Source organism: Mixta mediterraneensis (assembly GCF_030283135.1).
In the GTDB taxonomy this organism is placed as follows: Bacteria; Pseudomonadota; Gammaproteobacteria; order Enterobacterales; family Enterobacteriaceae; genus Pantoea; species Pantoea mediterraneensis.
In genome coordinates this window covers 64309-79772 of record NZ_JASUAZ010000006.1, presented here as the reverse complement: position 1 = coordinate 79772, position 15464 = coordinate 64309, and the positions used below count along the sequence as shown (strand labels likewise).

The following is a 15464-nucleotide window of genomic DNA, read 5'->3' as shown; positions in this document are numbered from 1 at the left end:
TCTCTCACAAAGTTCCCTTAATTTTACATTTTGTAATATAATTTTTCTCACTGAAACAAGATTACGAGTTTAGTAGCATTTTCGAGGTGGAATTGCCGTCAGGGTGATGGAAAGATGCGTGCAGATACATGAGACGCCCATCTTCTTTCAAGGTTCCCGTAAAGGTTTCTTGACAGGAGTGGAAGGTGTCCGAATAACTCCAATGAGGGTAATAAATAATGATGAAGCGCAACATTCTTGCAGTGGTTATCCCTGCTCTGTTAGCTGCAGGCGCAGCAAACGCAGCAGAAATCTATAATAAAGACGGCAATAAACTGGACCTGTACGGTAAAGCTGTTGGCCTGCATTACTTTTCTGATGATGACGGCCGCGATGGCGATCAGACTTATGTTCGCTTCGGTTTTAAGGGTGAAACTCAGATTAACGACCAGCTGACCGGTTTTGGTCAGTGGGAATACAACGTTCAGGCTAACAACTCTGAAGGTTCTGATGCACAGGACGGTAATAAAACCCGTCTGGGCTTTGCCGGTCTGAAGTTCGGTAACGCTGGTTCGATCGACTACGGCCGTAATTACGGTGTGGTTTATGATGCAATCGGCTGGACCGATATGCTGCCAGAGTTCGGTGGCGATTCCGGCTACTCCGATAACTTCATGAACGGCCGCAGCACCGGTCTGTTAACCTACCGCAACACTAACTTCTTTGGTCTGGTTGACGGTTGGGACTTCGCTGTTCAGTATCAAGGTAAAAACGACCGTACCGACATCCGTCGTGCAAACGGCGATGGCTGGGGCCTGTCAACCTCTTACACCTCACCAATCGGTGTGGCTGTTGTAGGTGCATATAGCAGCAGTGACCGTACTGATGCTCAGGCGGCAGGTACCGTTGCAGCTGATGGTACTGTAGTTGGCGCGGGCAAACGTGCTGAAAACTGGGCTACTGCGCTTAAGTATGATGCCAATAACATCTACCTGGCAGCGATGTACGGTGAAACCCGTAACTCTACGCCAATTTCAATCACCACTGGTCCTGGCACGACTAACGCTGCTTTTGCTAACAAAGCTCAGAACATTGAACTTGTTGCGCAATATCAGTTCGATTTCGGTCTGCGTCCGTCTCTGGCCTATGTTCAGTCTAAAGGCAAAGACATCGATGGCGTGGGCGATGCTGACCTGGTCAAATACTTCTCTATTGGCGCAACCTACTACTTCAACAAAAACATGTCTACCTATGCTGAATACGATATTAACCGGTTGGACGACAACAACCCGTTGGGTCTGAACACCGACGACATCGTAGCTGTAGGTCTGGTTTACCAGTTCTAAGTCAGACAGTCTGAAGATGTAGAAGAAACGGAGCCAAGGCTCCGTTTCTTTATCGGCAAATCCTCGCTCCCTCGCCTGTTAACTTTCTGTACTATTAGTTTTTTTACTATTCCCGCCTCCTGATCGCTAAATGATGAATTTGTCTCGCAAACGGTTGGCTTTTGCCTGCCTCAGCGCTAACCTGATAGCTCATTTTGCTAAAGTTCACGCTACTGGACCTGACTCATGTTTGAATCGATCTCTGCTGCACCCGCCGACCCTATTCTTGGACTGGCCGATCTGTTCCGCGCTGATGACCGCCCTGAAAAAATTAACCTAGGTATTGGCGTCTATAAAGATGAAACCGGTAAAACGCCCGTACTGACCAGCGTTAAAAAAGCCGAACAGTATCTGCTGGAGAATGAAACCACAAAAAACTATCTCAGCATTGATGGTCTGGCAGATTTCGCTCGTTGCACGCAGGAGTTATTGTTTGGCAAAGAGAATGCTTTGATTGCCGCAGGTCGCACGCGTACGGCTCAGACCCCAGGCGGCACCGGTGCGCTGCGGGTAGCCGCAGATTTTCTCTCGACTCAAACCCCGGTAAAGCGAGTCTGGATAAGCAATCCAAGCTGGCCAAACCATAAAAACGTGTTTAATGCTGCCGGTCTGGAAGTGTGTGAATACCAGTATTACGACGCTGAAAACCATACGCTGGATTTTGACGGTATGCTGGCCTCGCTTAAGGATGCTAAAGCGGGTGATGTGGTGCTGTTCCATGGTTGCTGCCACAACCCCACCGGTATCGATCCTACGGCTGAACAATGGCAACAACTGGCACAAATTTCTCAGGCTAATGGTTGGCTGCCGCTATTCGATTTCGCCTATCAGGGGTTCGCTCGCGGTCTGGAGGAGGATGCTGAAGGATTACGCATTTTCGCTGCAACGCATCAGGAACTCATTGTTGCCAGCTCTTACTCGAAAAACTTTGGCTTATACAACGAGCGCGTCGGGGCGATTACGTTAGTGGCTGCCGATACCGCTGTAGCAGACGCGACATTTAGCCAGGTGAAATACACCATCCGCGCCAACTATTCGAACCCGCCAGCGCACGGCGCTGCCGTCGTAGCGACTGTTTTGGGCAACGACGCTTTACGTACTATATGGGAGCAGGAGCTTTCCGATATGCGCCAGCGTATTCAACGCATGCGCCATCTTTTCGTGAATACCCTGGCAGAGAAAGGCGCGCAGCGTGATTTTAGCTTTATTATCAGGCAAAACGGTATGTTCTCCTTCAGCGGGCTGACGAAGGATCAGGTGATTCGCCTACGTGAGTCGTACGGCGTTTATGCGGTAAATTCTGGCCGGGTGAACGTGGCGGGCATGACGCCAGATAATATGTCAGCGCTGTGCGAAGCCATTGTCGCTGTGCTTTAAGCAAGCCAGATTCAGCATAAGAAATGGGCCAAATGGCCCATTTCTTATTGCAGAAAAGGATTACTGATACGTTCTCGCCCTAAAGTAGAGGTCGGCCCATGTCCGGGAATAAACTCCACATCATCGCCTAACGGCAGTAGCTTCGTTTTAATCGCCTCGATCAAGTGATGATGGTTTCCTTGCGGGAAGTCAGTACGACCTACGCCACCATTAAAGATCACATCCCCCGATATAAGTAATCTTCCGACACGATCAAAAAAGGCGATATGTCCTGGCGTATGGCCTGGACAGTGCCGTATTTCCAGCGTAACTAAACCCACTCGTACGCTGTCACCCTCTTCCAGCCAGCGATCGGGGGTAAAAGGGTCACATTCATCCAACCCAAACATACGGCTCTGAGTGGGTAATGCTTCAAACAAAAACGCATCCAGTTTTTGCGGACCGATAACCGGAACCTGATAAAATGCGGCTAACTCAGCGGCCGCACCGACATGATCGAGGTGACCATGCGTCAGCAAAATTTGTGCCGGTTTAAGCTTCAGCTGCTCAAGCGTCTGCCTGATGTTTGCTGCATCACCGCCAGGATCGACCAGAGCCGCTTCACGCGTGGTTTCACACCAGATGACAGAGCAATTCTGTGCAAATGCGGTAACAGGAATAATGTGGTAATTCATAATGCTCCATGACCGACTCGCGCAGCGCTGCCGGTTTATGACCAGTGCCTTACCGGCCCGGTATCAATGTGCACAAAGTTGCTGCGTGGGTAATATCCTACACCACCCGCGCGCATTGTTAATGCAGCTTTGCGAACATTGTTCAACGCGATGCCTTCAATATGAAAATCCATCGCCTGCCCCTTCGTGTGATAGCTGTGCTTCGCGACACCCGGCCCCCTTTCGCGCAACATGTTATTTGTTGCCAGCGAACGATAACCGGAAATTAACTGCACCGGTTTATGTGTGTCCAGCAAGGTTTGCAGACGGTAAATTTGATCAAATAAATGCGGGTCAATATTTTTCACCTGGTTAACACGGAAGTCGCGGAAGAAGTGATTCAAACGCGACAACTCATCCTTGTCATAACTTTTCCCATTAAAAAACTCAGTTTTAAGGGTTTCGCCAGTATGCAGATTATTAAGCGTCAATACACGTGGACGAGAAGTTGAAAGTGAGGCCCTTGCTGAAGCTGGCAATAAGGCCAGGCCAGCGGCTGCGCTTCCGCAAAGGAGAAGTTTGCGACGAAAAGAATCGATATTAGACATGTAGCGTGTTACCTGAAAGTGGAGCCATAGAAATGTGCAAAAAGCGCACAAGGCCGAACCTTAACTATCTCTCAGGTGATCGTCAACCCATGGTGAGGGAGTTTATATGGCGCTCCCCGTTGGGATCGCCTTTTTGAAGCAGAATTTGCTTTTTTATACGCATTGAAGAGTGACGAATAATCAATCACTAGAGCATGAGTTGTCCTGCTCGTGGCAATAGCTGGCTGCCCGATCGTGCAGTATCATCATAGTTGTAAATATCTGTTCGGTACTGCGGTTTACCATCCTCCGCAACCCATGCAGTTAAGTAATAAAGGTTAACCGGAATATGATGACGAATAGACACATAGCGCGTATCTCCCTCTTTTAAGGTGCTTGAGATGCGGCTGTCGTTCCAGCCCACATTCTGCAACAGAATCTCCGCCAGTTCAGAGGCTTTGTTGACGCGAACACATCCCGAACTCAGCGCCCTAATATCGCGTTGGAACAGCGTATGATTTGGCGTGTCGTGCAGATAAATCGCATCGGAACTCGGCATATTAAATTTATAACGACCGAGCGAGTTCGTTGTGCCTGGCGCCTGGCGCAGGCGATACGGGAAGGAGGAAGCCGATACCATTCTCCAGTCAATCATGCTGGGGTCGATAACCTGCGCGTCCGCGCTCCAGCCTGAAAGCAGAATATATCCGTGCTTATAGAGATAACTGGGGTCCTGTTTAACCTTCGGAATAATGTCCTGTCGTACCAGCGACGTCGGCACATTCCAGGGCGGATTAAGTACCACGTTATTCAACGCACTCCGCATCAGCGGTGTTTTACGATCGGGGCGCCCCACAATGACCCGTGAGGAAAGAACCTTATTGCCATTGTTGTAATAAATCAGCGAGTAGTTGGCTATGTTCACCATAATGCCGTTGTGCATGTCATCTGGCAGTAGCCGTAACCGCTGAATATTCAGTGCCAGTAACGCGGCGCGCATCTGTGGTGAAACATTCAGCCATTCACGCGTACGCGGGCCAATAGCGCCATCATCGGCCAGCCCTTGCCATTGCTGAAAGCGTTTAACCGCCGCCACCAGCGTATTGTCATAGATATTGGCTACGCTGACTTCCGTACTGGAGTTCTGAACATTGCCCGGAGACTGCGGTGACTGAGCAGGAAGATCGCTAACGCTGGTAGCAGAAGGACTCACCGCTACCGGTTGTTCGCTTTGGCTTACCGGCACGGCGGCGGTGGGCACCGCGTCATCCGTGGGGGCTGGTGTTGAGGTCTGCGCACGCAACATACCGCTGCGCTGTAAAATCTCGCGTAAAGCGGGCACATCGTCACTCACCTGACCTGGGCGCAACGTTTCGCGATTTCTCAACTGCGGCCACGGACGCTTATCTGCCAGTAAATTTTTTAACGCTGCATGCATCAGCGTATATTGAGGATGCTGCGGAGCCAGCGAAGCAATAAAGCTTGCGTTAGCGCCCGCATTTACTGCGTTTTGCCACTGATTCACCACCGCCACAGAAGGTTGCGCCAGCTTATACGGCACATTACTGTACAGCCAGGTTTCGCCCTGCGTCGGTACGTTCGAGACAAATTGCAGATAACCGAGCATGGCGTCCGACAGCACCACATCACGGGCAAAGCCTTTGATGTCTGGATTGGTTAAGCGATCAACCCAGCGGGTAAATTGTGGTTGCACACCGGAAAGTGCAACTTCGGCCAGTTGCTGCTGAAATTTCTCTACTGCGTTGCGATCCTGCCAAATCGGCTGCATCTGGCGTGATGCATAGAGAGTCGCCAGCGAAGCCTGATAGAAAGGTTGATCGGCACCGGAGAAAGCTTGTCTGATGCGCTGTTGACTCTCGCTAACAGCCATCGTGCCGTGGGGTGAACCCGGAAGTGCAGCGTGCGACGCGCTAAATGGAATAACCGTTAGCGCCAGCGCTAATAGTGAAATAATGCGATGATGTTTGATCTTATTTGCCAGCAACATCCCTGCCCCCTTGATTAATCTACTGCGCAGCGTTCCCTGAAACTACTGCGGTTGGGCGTTACTTATTGTTTTGAGTATATGAATAAAAAACGGCATTTGCCTCAATCGACAAACGCCGTTACCAGATTAACCAATGGCGCAGTTTTTGACTACGGTTCCACCTGAGATTTTTCTGATTCAGGGTCCGGACTGGAATCCACCGCGTTTTCACGCTGTGTCGAGGAGAGATCGGCGGCAAAGCCGCGTAAGCCGACAACGTGGACGTGCTCGGTGTTGTTAAACACTTTACGCACTAACTTGTAGGTGGTGCCTTTCTCTGGGCTGATGTTTTCTGGCGCAGCAATAACTAACTGCATCTCCAGACGTTCACACAGTTCAAATAGCGTGGCGATGGAACGTGCATCCAGACGCGCCGCTTCGTCAAGGAACAAAAGGCGGCAGGGCGAAATATCTTTGCCGCGCAAGCGACGCGATTCCTCTTCCCAGCTCTGAACCACCATGACCAGAATCGACATGCCCGTACCGATAGCTTCACCGGTTGACAGCGCGCCACTTTCTGCGCGCAACCAGCCATCGGAGCCACGGTTCACCTCCACTTCCATCTCAAGATAGTTGCGGTAATCCAGCAGCTCTTCACCGATAGTTTGTGGCGTGCGCTGCCCCATATCGATATGTGGATTCAACCGTTGATACAGCTTCGCCAGTGCTTCAGAGAAGGACAGACGTTGGCTGTTAAACAGATCCTGATGCTGTTCATGCTCTTCTGACAGGGTATCCAGTAGCATAGAGTGGGTTTCACGTACATTAACGTTAAGACGCACGCTGCGTACCTGACCAAAACTCACCGTCTGCAAGCCCTGATTAAGCTGACGAATGCGGTTCTGCTCGCGCTGAATAGTTTTGCGGATAATATTCGCCACGCTGCGTGAGCTAATCGCCAGCATTTGTTCACGTGCCGTCAACTCTTCCGTCAGGCGATTCAACTCAATTTCCATCTGTTCGATGGCTTCAACCGGATCATCGGTACGGATGATGTCCTGACGAATACGTTCACGCAGATGCTGATAAACGGCAATGAAAAACTGTATTTTACGTTCGGGACGCTTAGGATCTTCCGACAAGCGCAGCACATCACGCAGATGTTCGTTATCCGAAACCGCCAGACGCAGCGCACCCAGCGCTTTATCTGACATCGAACGCAGCTCATCACCGCTTAAATAAGCCAGCTCGCGTCGATGCAGACGGCGCTCAACGCCGTTGTCTTTTACCAGACGTAGCACTAAGCACCAACCCGCTTTAGCTCTTACCACCTGCTCACGTTTCTGATGATAATCACGTTCAAGGTGGCGCAGCTTTTTACGCAGCGTTTCCATTTCCGCTTCGCAGAACGTCAGCTGTTTTTCCAGCTGATTACGACGCGCACGGTTGTGGCTCAACGCAGTGTAAAGTTCGTCACGGCGAAGACGTGCGCGCGCTTCCGCGCTGGCATCCGCCTGTACGCCAATAGCCTGCATCTCCTGTTGCAACTCTTTCAACATGTCGCGTCTGGCGTCATAAGCGCTTTTCAGCGAGGCCAGCACTTGCGAATATTGCGTCAGCTGCGCCTGATGCTCACGCAGGCGCTCACGCATGCGGCTGCGTTCGCCTTCTGCCTGCTCAAGACGCTGGCGGAGTTTATCGCTGAGATCGTTATTACCATTCAGCATACCTGCCGAATCATGGTAGCTAAAATGGGCCCGCCGCTGGACCACTTCGGTCAAAGCAAATGCCTGCTGGCGAGCACTGTGTTGTTGCTGCTGTGCCTGCTGATAATCAGCCTGCAATTGTTCGTGTTGCTCAGGGTCGCTTTGCAATACGGAAATCAGCGGTTCGAGCTTAGCCAGCTTCGCGCCATGCTGATGCAGGAAGCGCGCGGCGTCCTGGGCTTCTTCAACCTGCTCGCGAATCTCCTCGCAGCGATCGGCTAACGTGTCGTCGAGCAACACATTCACGCGCGGCAGCAAACGGTTTAACTGCGCAACACCCTCTTTCGCCTGCTCGTATTGCTGACGCTGCTGCTGATTGGTGCTTTCATGCTGGTTCAGCGCACGCTCCAGCTCGCCGCGACGGGCGCCAAGCTGGCGGATCTGCGCTTCAGGATCATCATCAAAAGCCACCGCCAGATGGCTACCGATAAAGCGGCTAAAGGACTGATGCAGACGCTGGGTTTTCTGCACGTCGAATGACAGGGTGGCATAACTTTCCGCCAGACGATCGCGTTCGACATGCAGCAGTTCCAGCTGATTCTCACGCGCGGCACGCCCAAACAGCGGCACCTTCGGAAAGCGCGAATAGCGCCATTGACGCTCGGCGATTTTAACAACCACGGCGTTTTGTAATTCATCAACGGCGAAAACGCTGTCATCAAAAGATTGCGGATCGCCTTCGATCAGATAGAGATCTTCCGGGCACTCTTCCAGGCCATCAAGCTGTGCCTGCACCAGCGACAGATCCGGCACCACAATGGCATGACGCGAAGGGCCATACAGCGCTGAAAAGTAAGGAGCGTCGTCGAGCGTGACATCATCATAAATTTCAGACAGCAACACGCCGCCAAACCGCTCTGCCAGCTGATTTAAGCGTGCATCTTCGGCACCGCCAGGCTGGCTAAGCCGTTCAATCTGCTGCTCAACCTCACGCTTACGCGCCGCGACCTCATCACGTGCAACCGTGGTTTCACGCTCGCGCTCCAGCAGTTGCTGCATATATTCCGTTACATGCTGGCTGCTCGCCAGTGCCTGTCCAGTCTGCTCGCTCAGCTGCGTCAGAATTTCCTGCGCTGCCAGCCAGTGTGGCGCACGTGCGGTAAGCGCAGCAATGCGTTCACGCAGTTGCTCCTGTTCCTGACGCATTTTCATGCGCTGTTCACCCGCATCCGACACGCTGCTGTTTAGCTGTTCAATCTGAGCTTCGAGTTCACGCTGTAAACCTTCCAGCGCGTCGGCGTCATAATGCTGTCCCTGGCGTTTACAAAATTCAGCTAACAGACGTTCGGCTTCATGCTGTTCGCGCAGGCGCTGTTCAAGCTCATTCAGACGCAGACGCAGCGAAGAGAGCTGATCGGCGTGATGGCGCTGGTTATGGGCATCGCGCAGTAACTCGCGGCCGGTTTGCCATGCGTCCTGACGACTGACTTCGCCCGCAATGCTGGTAACCAGCGCTAAAGCCTGTTCAAACTGGCTGTGCGCCGCTTCCGCCACACTGAGTTTTTGCTCCAGACGCAACAGGCGTTCGGTTGTTTCTTCTTCTTTCGCCTGGAAGTTTTCCTGCCATTCGGCGGCATTGTCGATGGTTAAATCAGGGAGCTGGCACAGCGCACGCGCGCGCTCCAGCGCCTGCAACGCCTGTTGATACTGGATCGCTCGGGTTTGCTGCACGTCAAGCGCCTGCTGGAAATCAGCCAGCTGGCTTTTCAGCTCATCCACTTCCAGTTCGGCAGCTTCGGCGCGTGCTTCGTTCTCTTCCTGAATTTCGCGCGCTTCCGCCACCACTTCGTTCTGCTCTTCCAGACGAAGCGTGAGATCTTCGATGTCGCTGTCGTAGCGTTCGATTTTTTCCTGCTGGCGCATCGCGGTTTGCACCAGGTTCAGGTGATCGCTGGCCGCTTGATAATCGGCTTCCAGATCGTTCTCTGCGCCACTGTGCCCGGACAGTTCACGTGCCATTTCAATATGGCGATACTGCTCGGAAGCAAGTTGTTGACGGCTGCTGAACAGGTCGTTGCGCAGCTGTAGCGCGCTATCCAGATAAATGCGGCGCTCATTGGCATGACGCATGTAGTCAGCAGAGACGTAATTAGTCGCTTCGGTAATCAGATGCTTAAACAGATCGCGATCGGACTGCGTTACGCGAATCGCTTCCAGCGTCATGCGGTTTTCACGTAGCGCGGCTTCCATATCCTGGAAAGCTTTACGCACGCCACTGTTTTCTGGCAACAGATAGTCACGCAGCGAGCGGGTAATCGCGCTGGAAATCCCGCCGTACAACGAGGCTTCAATCAGGCGATAGAATTTGCTGCGATCGCTGGCGGAGCGCAAGCGTCGCGGCACAACGCCAAGATCAAACATCATGGCGTGATAATCAGTGATGGAATTATACTGACGGAACTGCACGCCTTCCTGCGCTTCAACCCGATCTTTCACTTCGTTGAGCGGCAGCACGCGCGCCTGACGACTGTTCAGAATCTCCGTCAACATGTCCGTTGGATTGGTATCGGCTGGCAGCCCGTGAATGCTGAACGGCTTAAGATCGACTTTCTTATCGCGACCCGCCACCTGCTGCAAACGAACGCCGACGACCACACGCTGGTGACGTGAGTTCACGACATCCAGCATTGAATAGCAGACGCCCGCACGCAGTTTACCGTGCAGACCTTTATCACGTGATCCTGACGTTGCTCCCGCTTCCGTAGTGTTACGGAAATGAAGCAGCGTCAAATCAGGGATCAGTGCAGTCACAAAGGCTGCCATAGTGGTGGATTTACCGGCCCCGTTTCCGCCAGACAGCGTAGTGACCAGTTCATCCAGATCAAAGGTTCGTGCAAAAAAGCCGTTCCAGTTAATCAGCGTTAGCGAACGAAATTTTCCGCGTTCAATCATGCTTGCTCTTCCTCCGCGTTGTCACTCGCTTCGCTGTCATTTTCCTCACTCTCATCCGCATCAACAGGTGCCGTTCCGTTTTCCAGCAACATGGCTTCCCCATCGCGAATCAGCCGTAGCTGCGCTTCACGGGCATCATCACCGCTGCGCACATCGGCGCCAAAGCGGAATACCGATTCGGTAATGCGAAACTTGCTGCTGTCGTTGCCAAAGAACCACACCATACCAAGACGACGCAGGCGACTCAGCGAGGCGCGCATCTTCTCTTGCAGCCGGGTACGATCCAGATCCGACCCCGTAGAACGCTGGTTAACGAACTTTAATAACTTGTTTTCATCGGCCAGCGACAGGAGTTCATCGTAAAGCTCCTGCTGGGTGAAAATACCTTCATTGGCCAGACGTTCGGGGCTGAGATAGAGATAACAGAGGATTTTTCCTACCATCATATCCAGCTCGGACAATACCGAACGTGGGATCAGCGTGGTAGAGCGCGGCCGCAGATAGAAAAAACCTTCTGGCGCGCGGATCAGGTCAACGTTGTAACGAGCATAAAATTCTTCGAGATATTCCTGGTAATCCATCAGAAAAGCGTGGTTATCCAGCTCTTCGATACCAATGTGTCGCCCTGCGCGTAACTGGCTGTCTAACGCGGGGAAAATCGGATTCGCCAGTGCCTGAGCCAGCTTAACTGGCATCACTTGTTCAATATTTGTCGATGACATGTGCCTGCACCTTGGCTCCGTAATCATTAATGGCCTGCCATTCCACAGGCAAGCCGGCTAAATCGGCTTCCGCTACCCCGAGACGTACGGCCTGGTCCACCACAATTCGGGCAAGATCGAAATGTCGAGCCCGTGGATATTGCGCCAGATAATCGCGCATCACTGTAGCGAGGTTGAGCGGTTTTTGCTGAGACTTATACGCTTGCAGCGCTTCTTCAATCATTGCTGCCAGCTGCTCACGAATTTCGTTGATCTCTTCGTATTCCAGTTCGGTGGGCAGCTCGCCCATAACTTCGTCATTACGCAGCGTCAGTTCTTCGTCGCGCATGTCATACAGGCGTTCAGCATTGGCGTAAGTAAGCGCCCAGGGCGCATCAAAGTAATTTTGCACTGACAGGCGTAAACGCTGCGCAAAGACACGGTTTTTATCCATATCGATGGCGGTACGAATGAATTTATGCACGTGACGATCGTAACCGATCCACAGATCGATTGCCTGCTGGCCCCAGCTGGTAATGCGGTCAAGTTTGCTTTGCAGATCAAATACCAGCTTGTCGACAAAGCCTAAATCGGGGCTGTTAAGCGTCGCATCCTGAATACGCAGCAGATTTTCCTGTAGCTTATCGCCTGCGGCTTCCAGCGTATCCTGTAACTCGCGCAACGTTCCTGAAGTTTCTGATAGCAGCATTTCACAGCTGGAAATCGCCGCGCGCCAGTCTTTGTTCAGCAGATCTGCGATGTCGTTTTTCACCGCTTGCTGCTGCTCATCCATCATGCGCTGGGTCATATCGATACTGTCGAAAATCTCAGCAACTGAATATTTCAGGGGGGCAAAGACATTGCGATGCCAGTGAAATTCATCACCGTTTTCCTGGGCGGCGTCGGCGGCGCGTTTCAACTCGCTGGCCACAATCGACAACTGCATGGATAGACGCAACGTAGAGAATTCACGCTGGCGGATATAGTAATCGGTAATCCCAATCGCCAGAGGCGTCAGGCGATAGATTGCATTGCCTTCGGTCAGTTCGCTGGTAAACCGGTTGAATAAACGCTGGCGCACCATATCATTGATGGCATTGTTAGCACGCACCAGCACGGTTTCATGGGTTTGTTCAAACGCTTTACTGACGTGACGAAATGCGTCAATCAGGTCGCCTTCACTCATTTCGCCATCCATCCGCTCACCATTCAGGGTGGCGACGGCCAGCAAAAAGGCCAGACGTTCTACGGGCAGCGCAAGAGAAAAGTCGTTCTTACGCGCCCAGGATACCAGTTCAGGTACCGTCTGGGAAAATTCACTCATAATTCGTCCTTCTGCCCGGGTTTGCGCGCGGTCACGTGAATGTAGCGCCCTAAGCTTAAAAAGGGTTCCTGACGGCAAAAACGCCGCTCCATCTCAATGATTTCATCGTCGCTTTTCGGCTCGCCTTTAGGCGGTTTCATGTAATCACTGAATACCCGGATGCCGGCGCGTTGCTCAATGATAAATCCACAGGTTTCGAGCCAACGGTAAACCTCATCGGGGTTGCGCGGGTAATCAGGCGACAATGTACGCTTCTTGCGTTTCGTTAAATTGGTGCGTAAATAGCCGAAATTGCCGAGGGTCAAGGTGCGTAGCGTCAAACCATGCAGGTTATAAAACATCAGCGAAAGCACACCGCCAGGTTGCAATACATCAAACAACGCTTTAAGAGTTTTCTCAGGCTCAGCGACCCATTCAAGCACAGCGTGAAACAATACCAGATCCACCGGCGTATCCAAATGTTCGCTAATCTGCTGAGCGCTAATTTGTTTAAATTGCATCCGCTGGCTCACGCCCTGCGCTTCGGCATTTTCCTGCGCACGACGCAGCATCTCTGCGGATAAATCGCACAGCACGATCTGATGACCGCGCGCTGCCAGACCACTGGAGATTTGTCCTACCCCGCCGCCTGCATCAAGGATCTTCAGTGGCTGTGCCGGCAGGCTGGGAAGAATGGTCTCCAGTTCATCCCACAGGATCGCCTGGCGCACCAAACCCTTGGTCGTGCCGTAAATATTTTGCGAAAACTTTTCCGCGAGATCGTCAAAGTTGCGATCCTGCATGGCGTTGGCTCCGGTATGCTGCGGTAAGACTTATGCTATTTTGTCACAGGCACAAGAAGAATGAACCTTTCATCCTGTTCTTCCCTTCCGGCTGCTGTTTTTTCAGACAACAGGAGTGTTTTTTGATGTTTTTTATCCTGAAAAAAGTAGTGGGCAGCATGTTACTTCCCCTGCCATTTCTGCTGTTGCTGATGGCAACGGGCCTTTTGCTGCTTTGGTTCAGTCGCTGGCAGCAAAGCGGCAAAATCCTGCTCTCAGTGAGTTGGCTGTTGTTGCTGTTATTTAGCCTTCAGCCTGTAGCCGATCGTCTGCTTTTACCGCTGGAAAGTCATTATCCAACCTGGAATGGTGCAGAAAAGGTGGATTATATCGTGGTGCTGGGCGGCGGCTACACGTTTAATCCCAATTGGGCGCCCAGCTCAAATTTGGTCGGGAACAGTTTACCAAGAGTGACGGAAGGCGTGCGCCAATGGCACCGCTATCCTGATGCCACCCTGATTTTTACCGGCGCGGCTGCAGGTCAAAATTCCAAAAGCAATGCATGGGTGGCGGCGAACGTGGCGGAAAGCCTGGGCGTACCGCGTGAGAAAATTCATATTCTTGATCGGCCAAAAGACACTGAAGAAGAAGCGCAGGCGGTAAGAAGGCAGATTGGTTATCACTCTTTTCTGTTGGTCAGTTCAGCTAATCATCTGCCCAGAGCAATGCAATTTTTTCAGGCGGCTGGATTAAATCCTATCGCCGCACCCGCCAACCAGCTGGCGATCGCATCACCGCTTAACGGCTGGGAACGCGTCATTCCTTCCCCGATTTGGCTGGGGCACAGCGAACGCGCTATTTACGAAACATTAGGGCAAGCCTGGCAGCGGCTAAAGTCTGATGATTTACCCTCAACCGAGCCAGGGAAATAACCCGTTGGCGAATAGGGTCAACACCCCGACTGACAAACTTTGCGCTGTGCGCTCGGGGCGATACGATCCCACCGGTAATACTCGCCAGAGCAAGCCTGCAGTTACTGGCGCGCGCTGCAGGAACGTCAGGCTTGCATGGCTAAACGCACGCGCGCCAAATCTTCTGGCGTATCTACGCCCACACTGGGAATGGTTTGCGCCACAGCTACGTGGATCTTTTCGCCGTACCACAGCACACGAAGCTGCTCAAGCAATTCGATTTGCTCAAGCGGGCATGGCGCCCAGGCAATATAGCGTCGAATAAAACCGGCACGGTAGGCATAAATACCGATATGACGCAGGAGACTGTCGCCAGTTTGCTCGCGAGATGCCGCGTAACGTTCCCGATCCCATGGGATGGTGGCGCGTGAGAAATAGAGCGCATAGCCTTGCGCATCCATCACCACTTTGACTGCGTTCGGATTGAACGCTTCTTCGGCATCCGTAATGGGCACCGCAAGCGTGGCCATGCCCGCTTCGGCCTGGGCCAGATTGGTTGCGACCTGACGTACAATTTCTGCGGGAACCATCGGCTCATCGCCCTGAACGTTCACGATGATTTCGTGATCGGCAAACTGATACTTTTCGATAACTTCCGCTAAACGTTCAGTACCGGATTGATGGTCGGCACGCGTCATGCACACTTCACCGCCAGCAAGTTCAACTGCCTGCGCCACATCAGGATGATCGGTGGCGACAATCACCCGGCTGGCGCCGGATTCACGCGCACGCTCCATCACGTGTACCACCATTGGTTTACCGTGAATATCGACCAGCGGTTTTCCGGGTAAACGTGTAGAGGCATAACGCGCGGGAATGATGGCGATAAAACTCATGGATGGATCTCTTCAACTGATAAGGTGCGGGCTTCATTTTCCAGCAGGACAGGAATACCATCACGAACCGGAAATGCCAGCGCATCCGGTTTACAGATCAGCTCTTGTTGAGCATTGTTGTAATACAGCTTGCCATTACATACCGGGCAGGCAACGATTTCGAGTAAACGGTGATCCATATATCCTCCATCAAGGACCGAATGCTAAGGCATCAAGCATACCATAGCGCAGGCTTTGCGGGTGTG

12 protein-coding genes are annotated in these 15464 nt (G+C 52.3%); 3 read left to right on the top strand and 9 right to left on the bottom strand.

Annotated features, from left to right (window positions below; translation table 11 throughout):
- Positions 1 to 218 precede the first annotated feature (218 nt).
- Both ompF and QRY16_RS06225 read left to right on the top strand, forming a co-directional pair.
- Positions 219 to 1325, top strand: coding sequence for a porin OmpF (gene ompF / locus QRY16_RS06230; protein WP_289775998.1), 1107 nt, complete (start codon positions 219 to 221; stop codon positions 1323 to 1325).
- A gap of 225 nt (positions 1326 to 1550) precedes the next feature.
- The gene (locus QRY16_RS06225) at positions 1551 to 2741 is read left to right on the top strand and encodes an amino acid aminotransferase (RefSeq protein ID WP_193403294.1); all 1191 of its coding nucleotides are present in this window, start codon (positions 1551 to 1553) and stop codon (positions 2739 to 2741) included.
- 44 nt (positions 2742 to 2785) lie between these two features.
- On the opposite strand, the gene QRY16_RS06220 is transcribed toward QRY16_RS06225, so the two are convergent.
- The 7 genes from QRY16_RS06220 to cmoM form a co-directional block, all read right to left on the bottom strand.
- Positions 2786 to 3415, bottom strand: coding sequence for an MBL fold metallo-hydrolase (locus tag QRY16_RS06220; RefSeq protein WP_289775997.1), 630 nt, complete (start codon positions 3413 to 3415; stop codon positions 2786 to 2788).
- Positions 3416 to 3450: 35 nt separating this feature from the next.
- Positions 3451 to 4002 carry a peptidoglycan L,D-endopeptidase MepK gene (gene mepK, locus QRY16_RS06215; RefSeq protein ID WP_193403296.1) on the bottom strand — a complete coding sequence of 184 codons (552 nt, stop codon included), beginning with the start codon at positions 4000 to 4002 and terminating at the stop codon, positions 3451 to 3453.
- A 187-nt stretch (positions 4003 to 4189) separates the two neighbouring features.
- Positions 4190 to 5989, bottom strand: coding sequence for a L,D-transpeptidase (gene ldtD, locus QRY16_RS06210; RefSeq protein ID WP_193403297.1), 1800 nt, complete (start codon positions 5987 to 5989; stop codon positions 4190 to 4192).
- A 149-nt stretch (positions 5990 to 6138) separates the two neighbouring features.
- Positions 6139 to 10626 (bottom strand): chromosome partition protein MukB, encoded by a 4488-nt coding sequence (mukB, locus tag QRY16_RS06205; protein ID WP_193403298.1) that lies wholly within the window; start codon positions 10624 to 10626, stop codon positions 6139 to 6141.
- Entirely contained in the window at positions 10623 to 11348 is a 726-nt protein-coding gene (mukE, locus tag QRY16_RS06200) for a chromosome partition protein MukE (RefSeq protein WP_289775996.1), read from the bottom strand. Before mukE ends, mukB begins: the two co-directional genes overlap by 4 nt.
- Complete coding sequence (mukF, locus tag QRY16_RS06195; RefSeq protein WP_289775995.1) at positions 11329 to 12651, bottom strand: chromosome partition protein MukF; 1323 nt, start codon at positions 12649 to 12651, stop codon at positions 11329 to 11331. The genes mukE and mukF overlap by 20 nt, the downstream gene beginning before the upstream one ends.
- Positions 12648 to 13433 (bottom strand): tRNA uridine 5-oxyacetic acid(34) methyltransferase CmoM, encoded by a 786-nt coding sequence (gene cmoM, locus QRY16_RS06190; RefSeq protein WP_193403301.1) that lies wholly within the window; start codon positions 13431 to 13433, stop codon positions 12648 to 12650. The genes mukF and cmoM overlap by 4 nt, the downstream gene beginning before the upstream one ends.
- Positions 13434 to 13558: 125 nt before the next feature.
- Between cmoM and elyC the strand changes: the two genes are divergently transcribed.
- On the top strand, positions 13559 to 14344 hold the full coding sequence (gene elyC / locus QRY16_RS06185; RefSeq protein ID WP_289775994.1) for an envelope biogenesis factor ElyC: 786 nt from the start codon (positions 13559 to 13561) through the stop codon (positions 14342 to 14344).
- Positions 14345 to 14469: 125 nt separating this feature from the next.
- Here elyC and kdsB read toward each other — a convergent pair whose 3' ends face one another.
- Entirely contained in the window at positions 14470 to 15219 is a 750-nt protein-coding gene (gene kdsB, locus QRY16_RS06180) for a 3-deoxy-manno-octulosonate cytidylyltransferase (protein WP_193403302.1), read from the bottom strand.
- Entirely contained in the window at positions 15216 to 15398 is a 183-nt protein-coding gene (locus QRY16_RS06175; RefSeq protein ID WP_081135850.1) for a Trm112 family protein, read from the bottom strand. The genes kdsB and QRY16_RS06175 overlap by 4 nt, the downstream gene beginning before the upstream one ends.
- Positions 15399 to 15464: the final 66 nt, after the last annotated feature.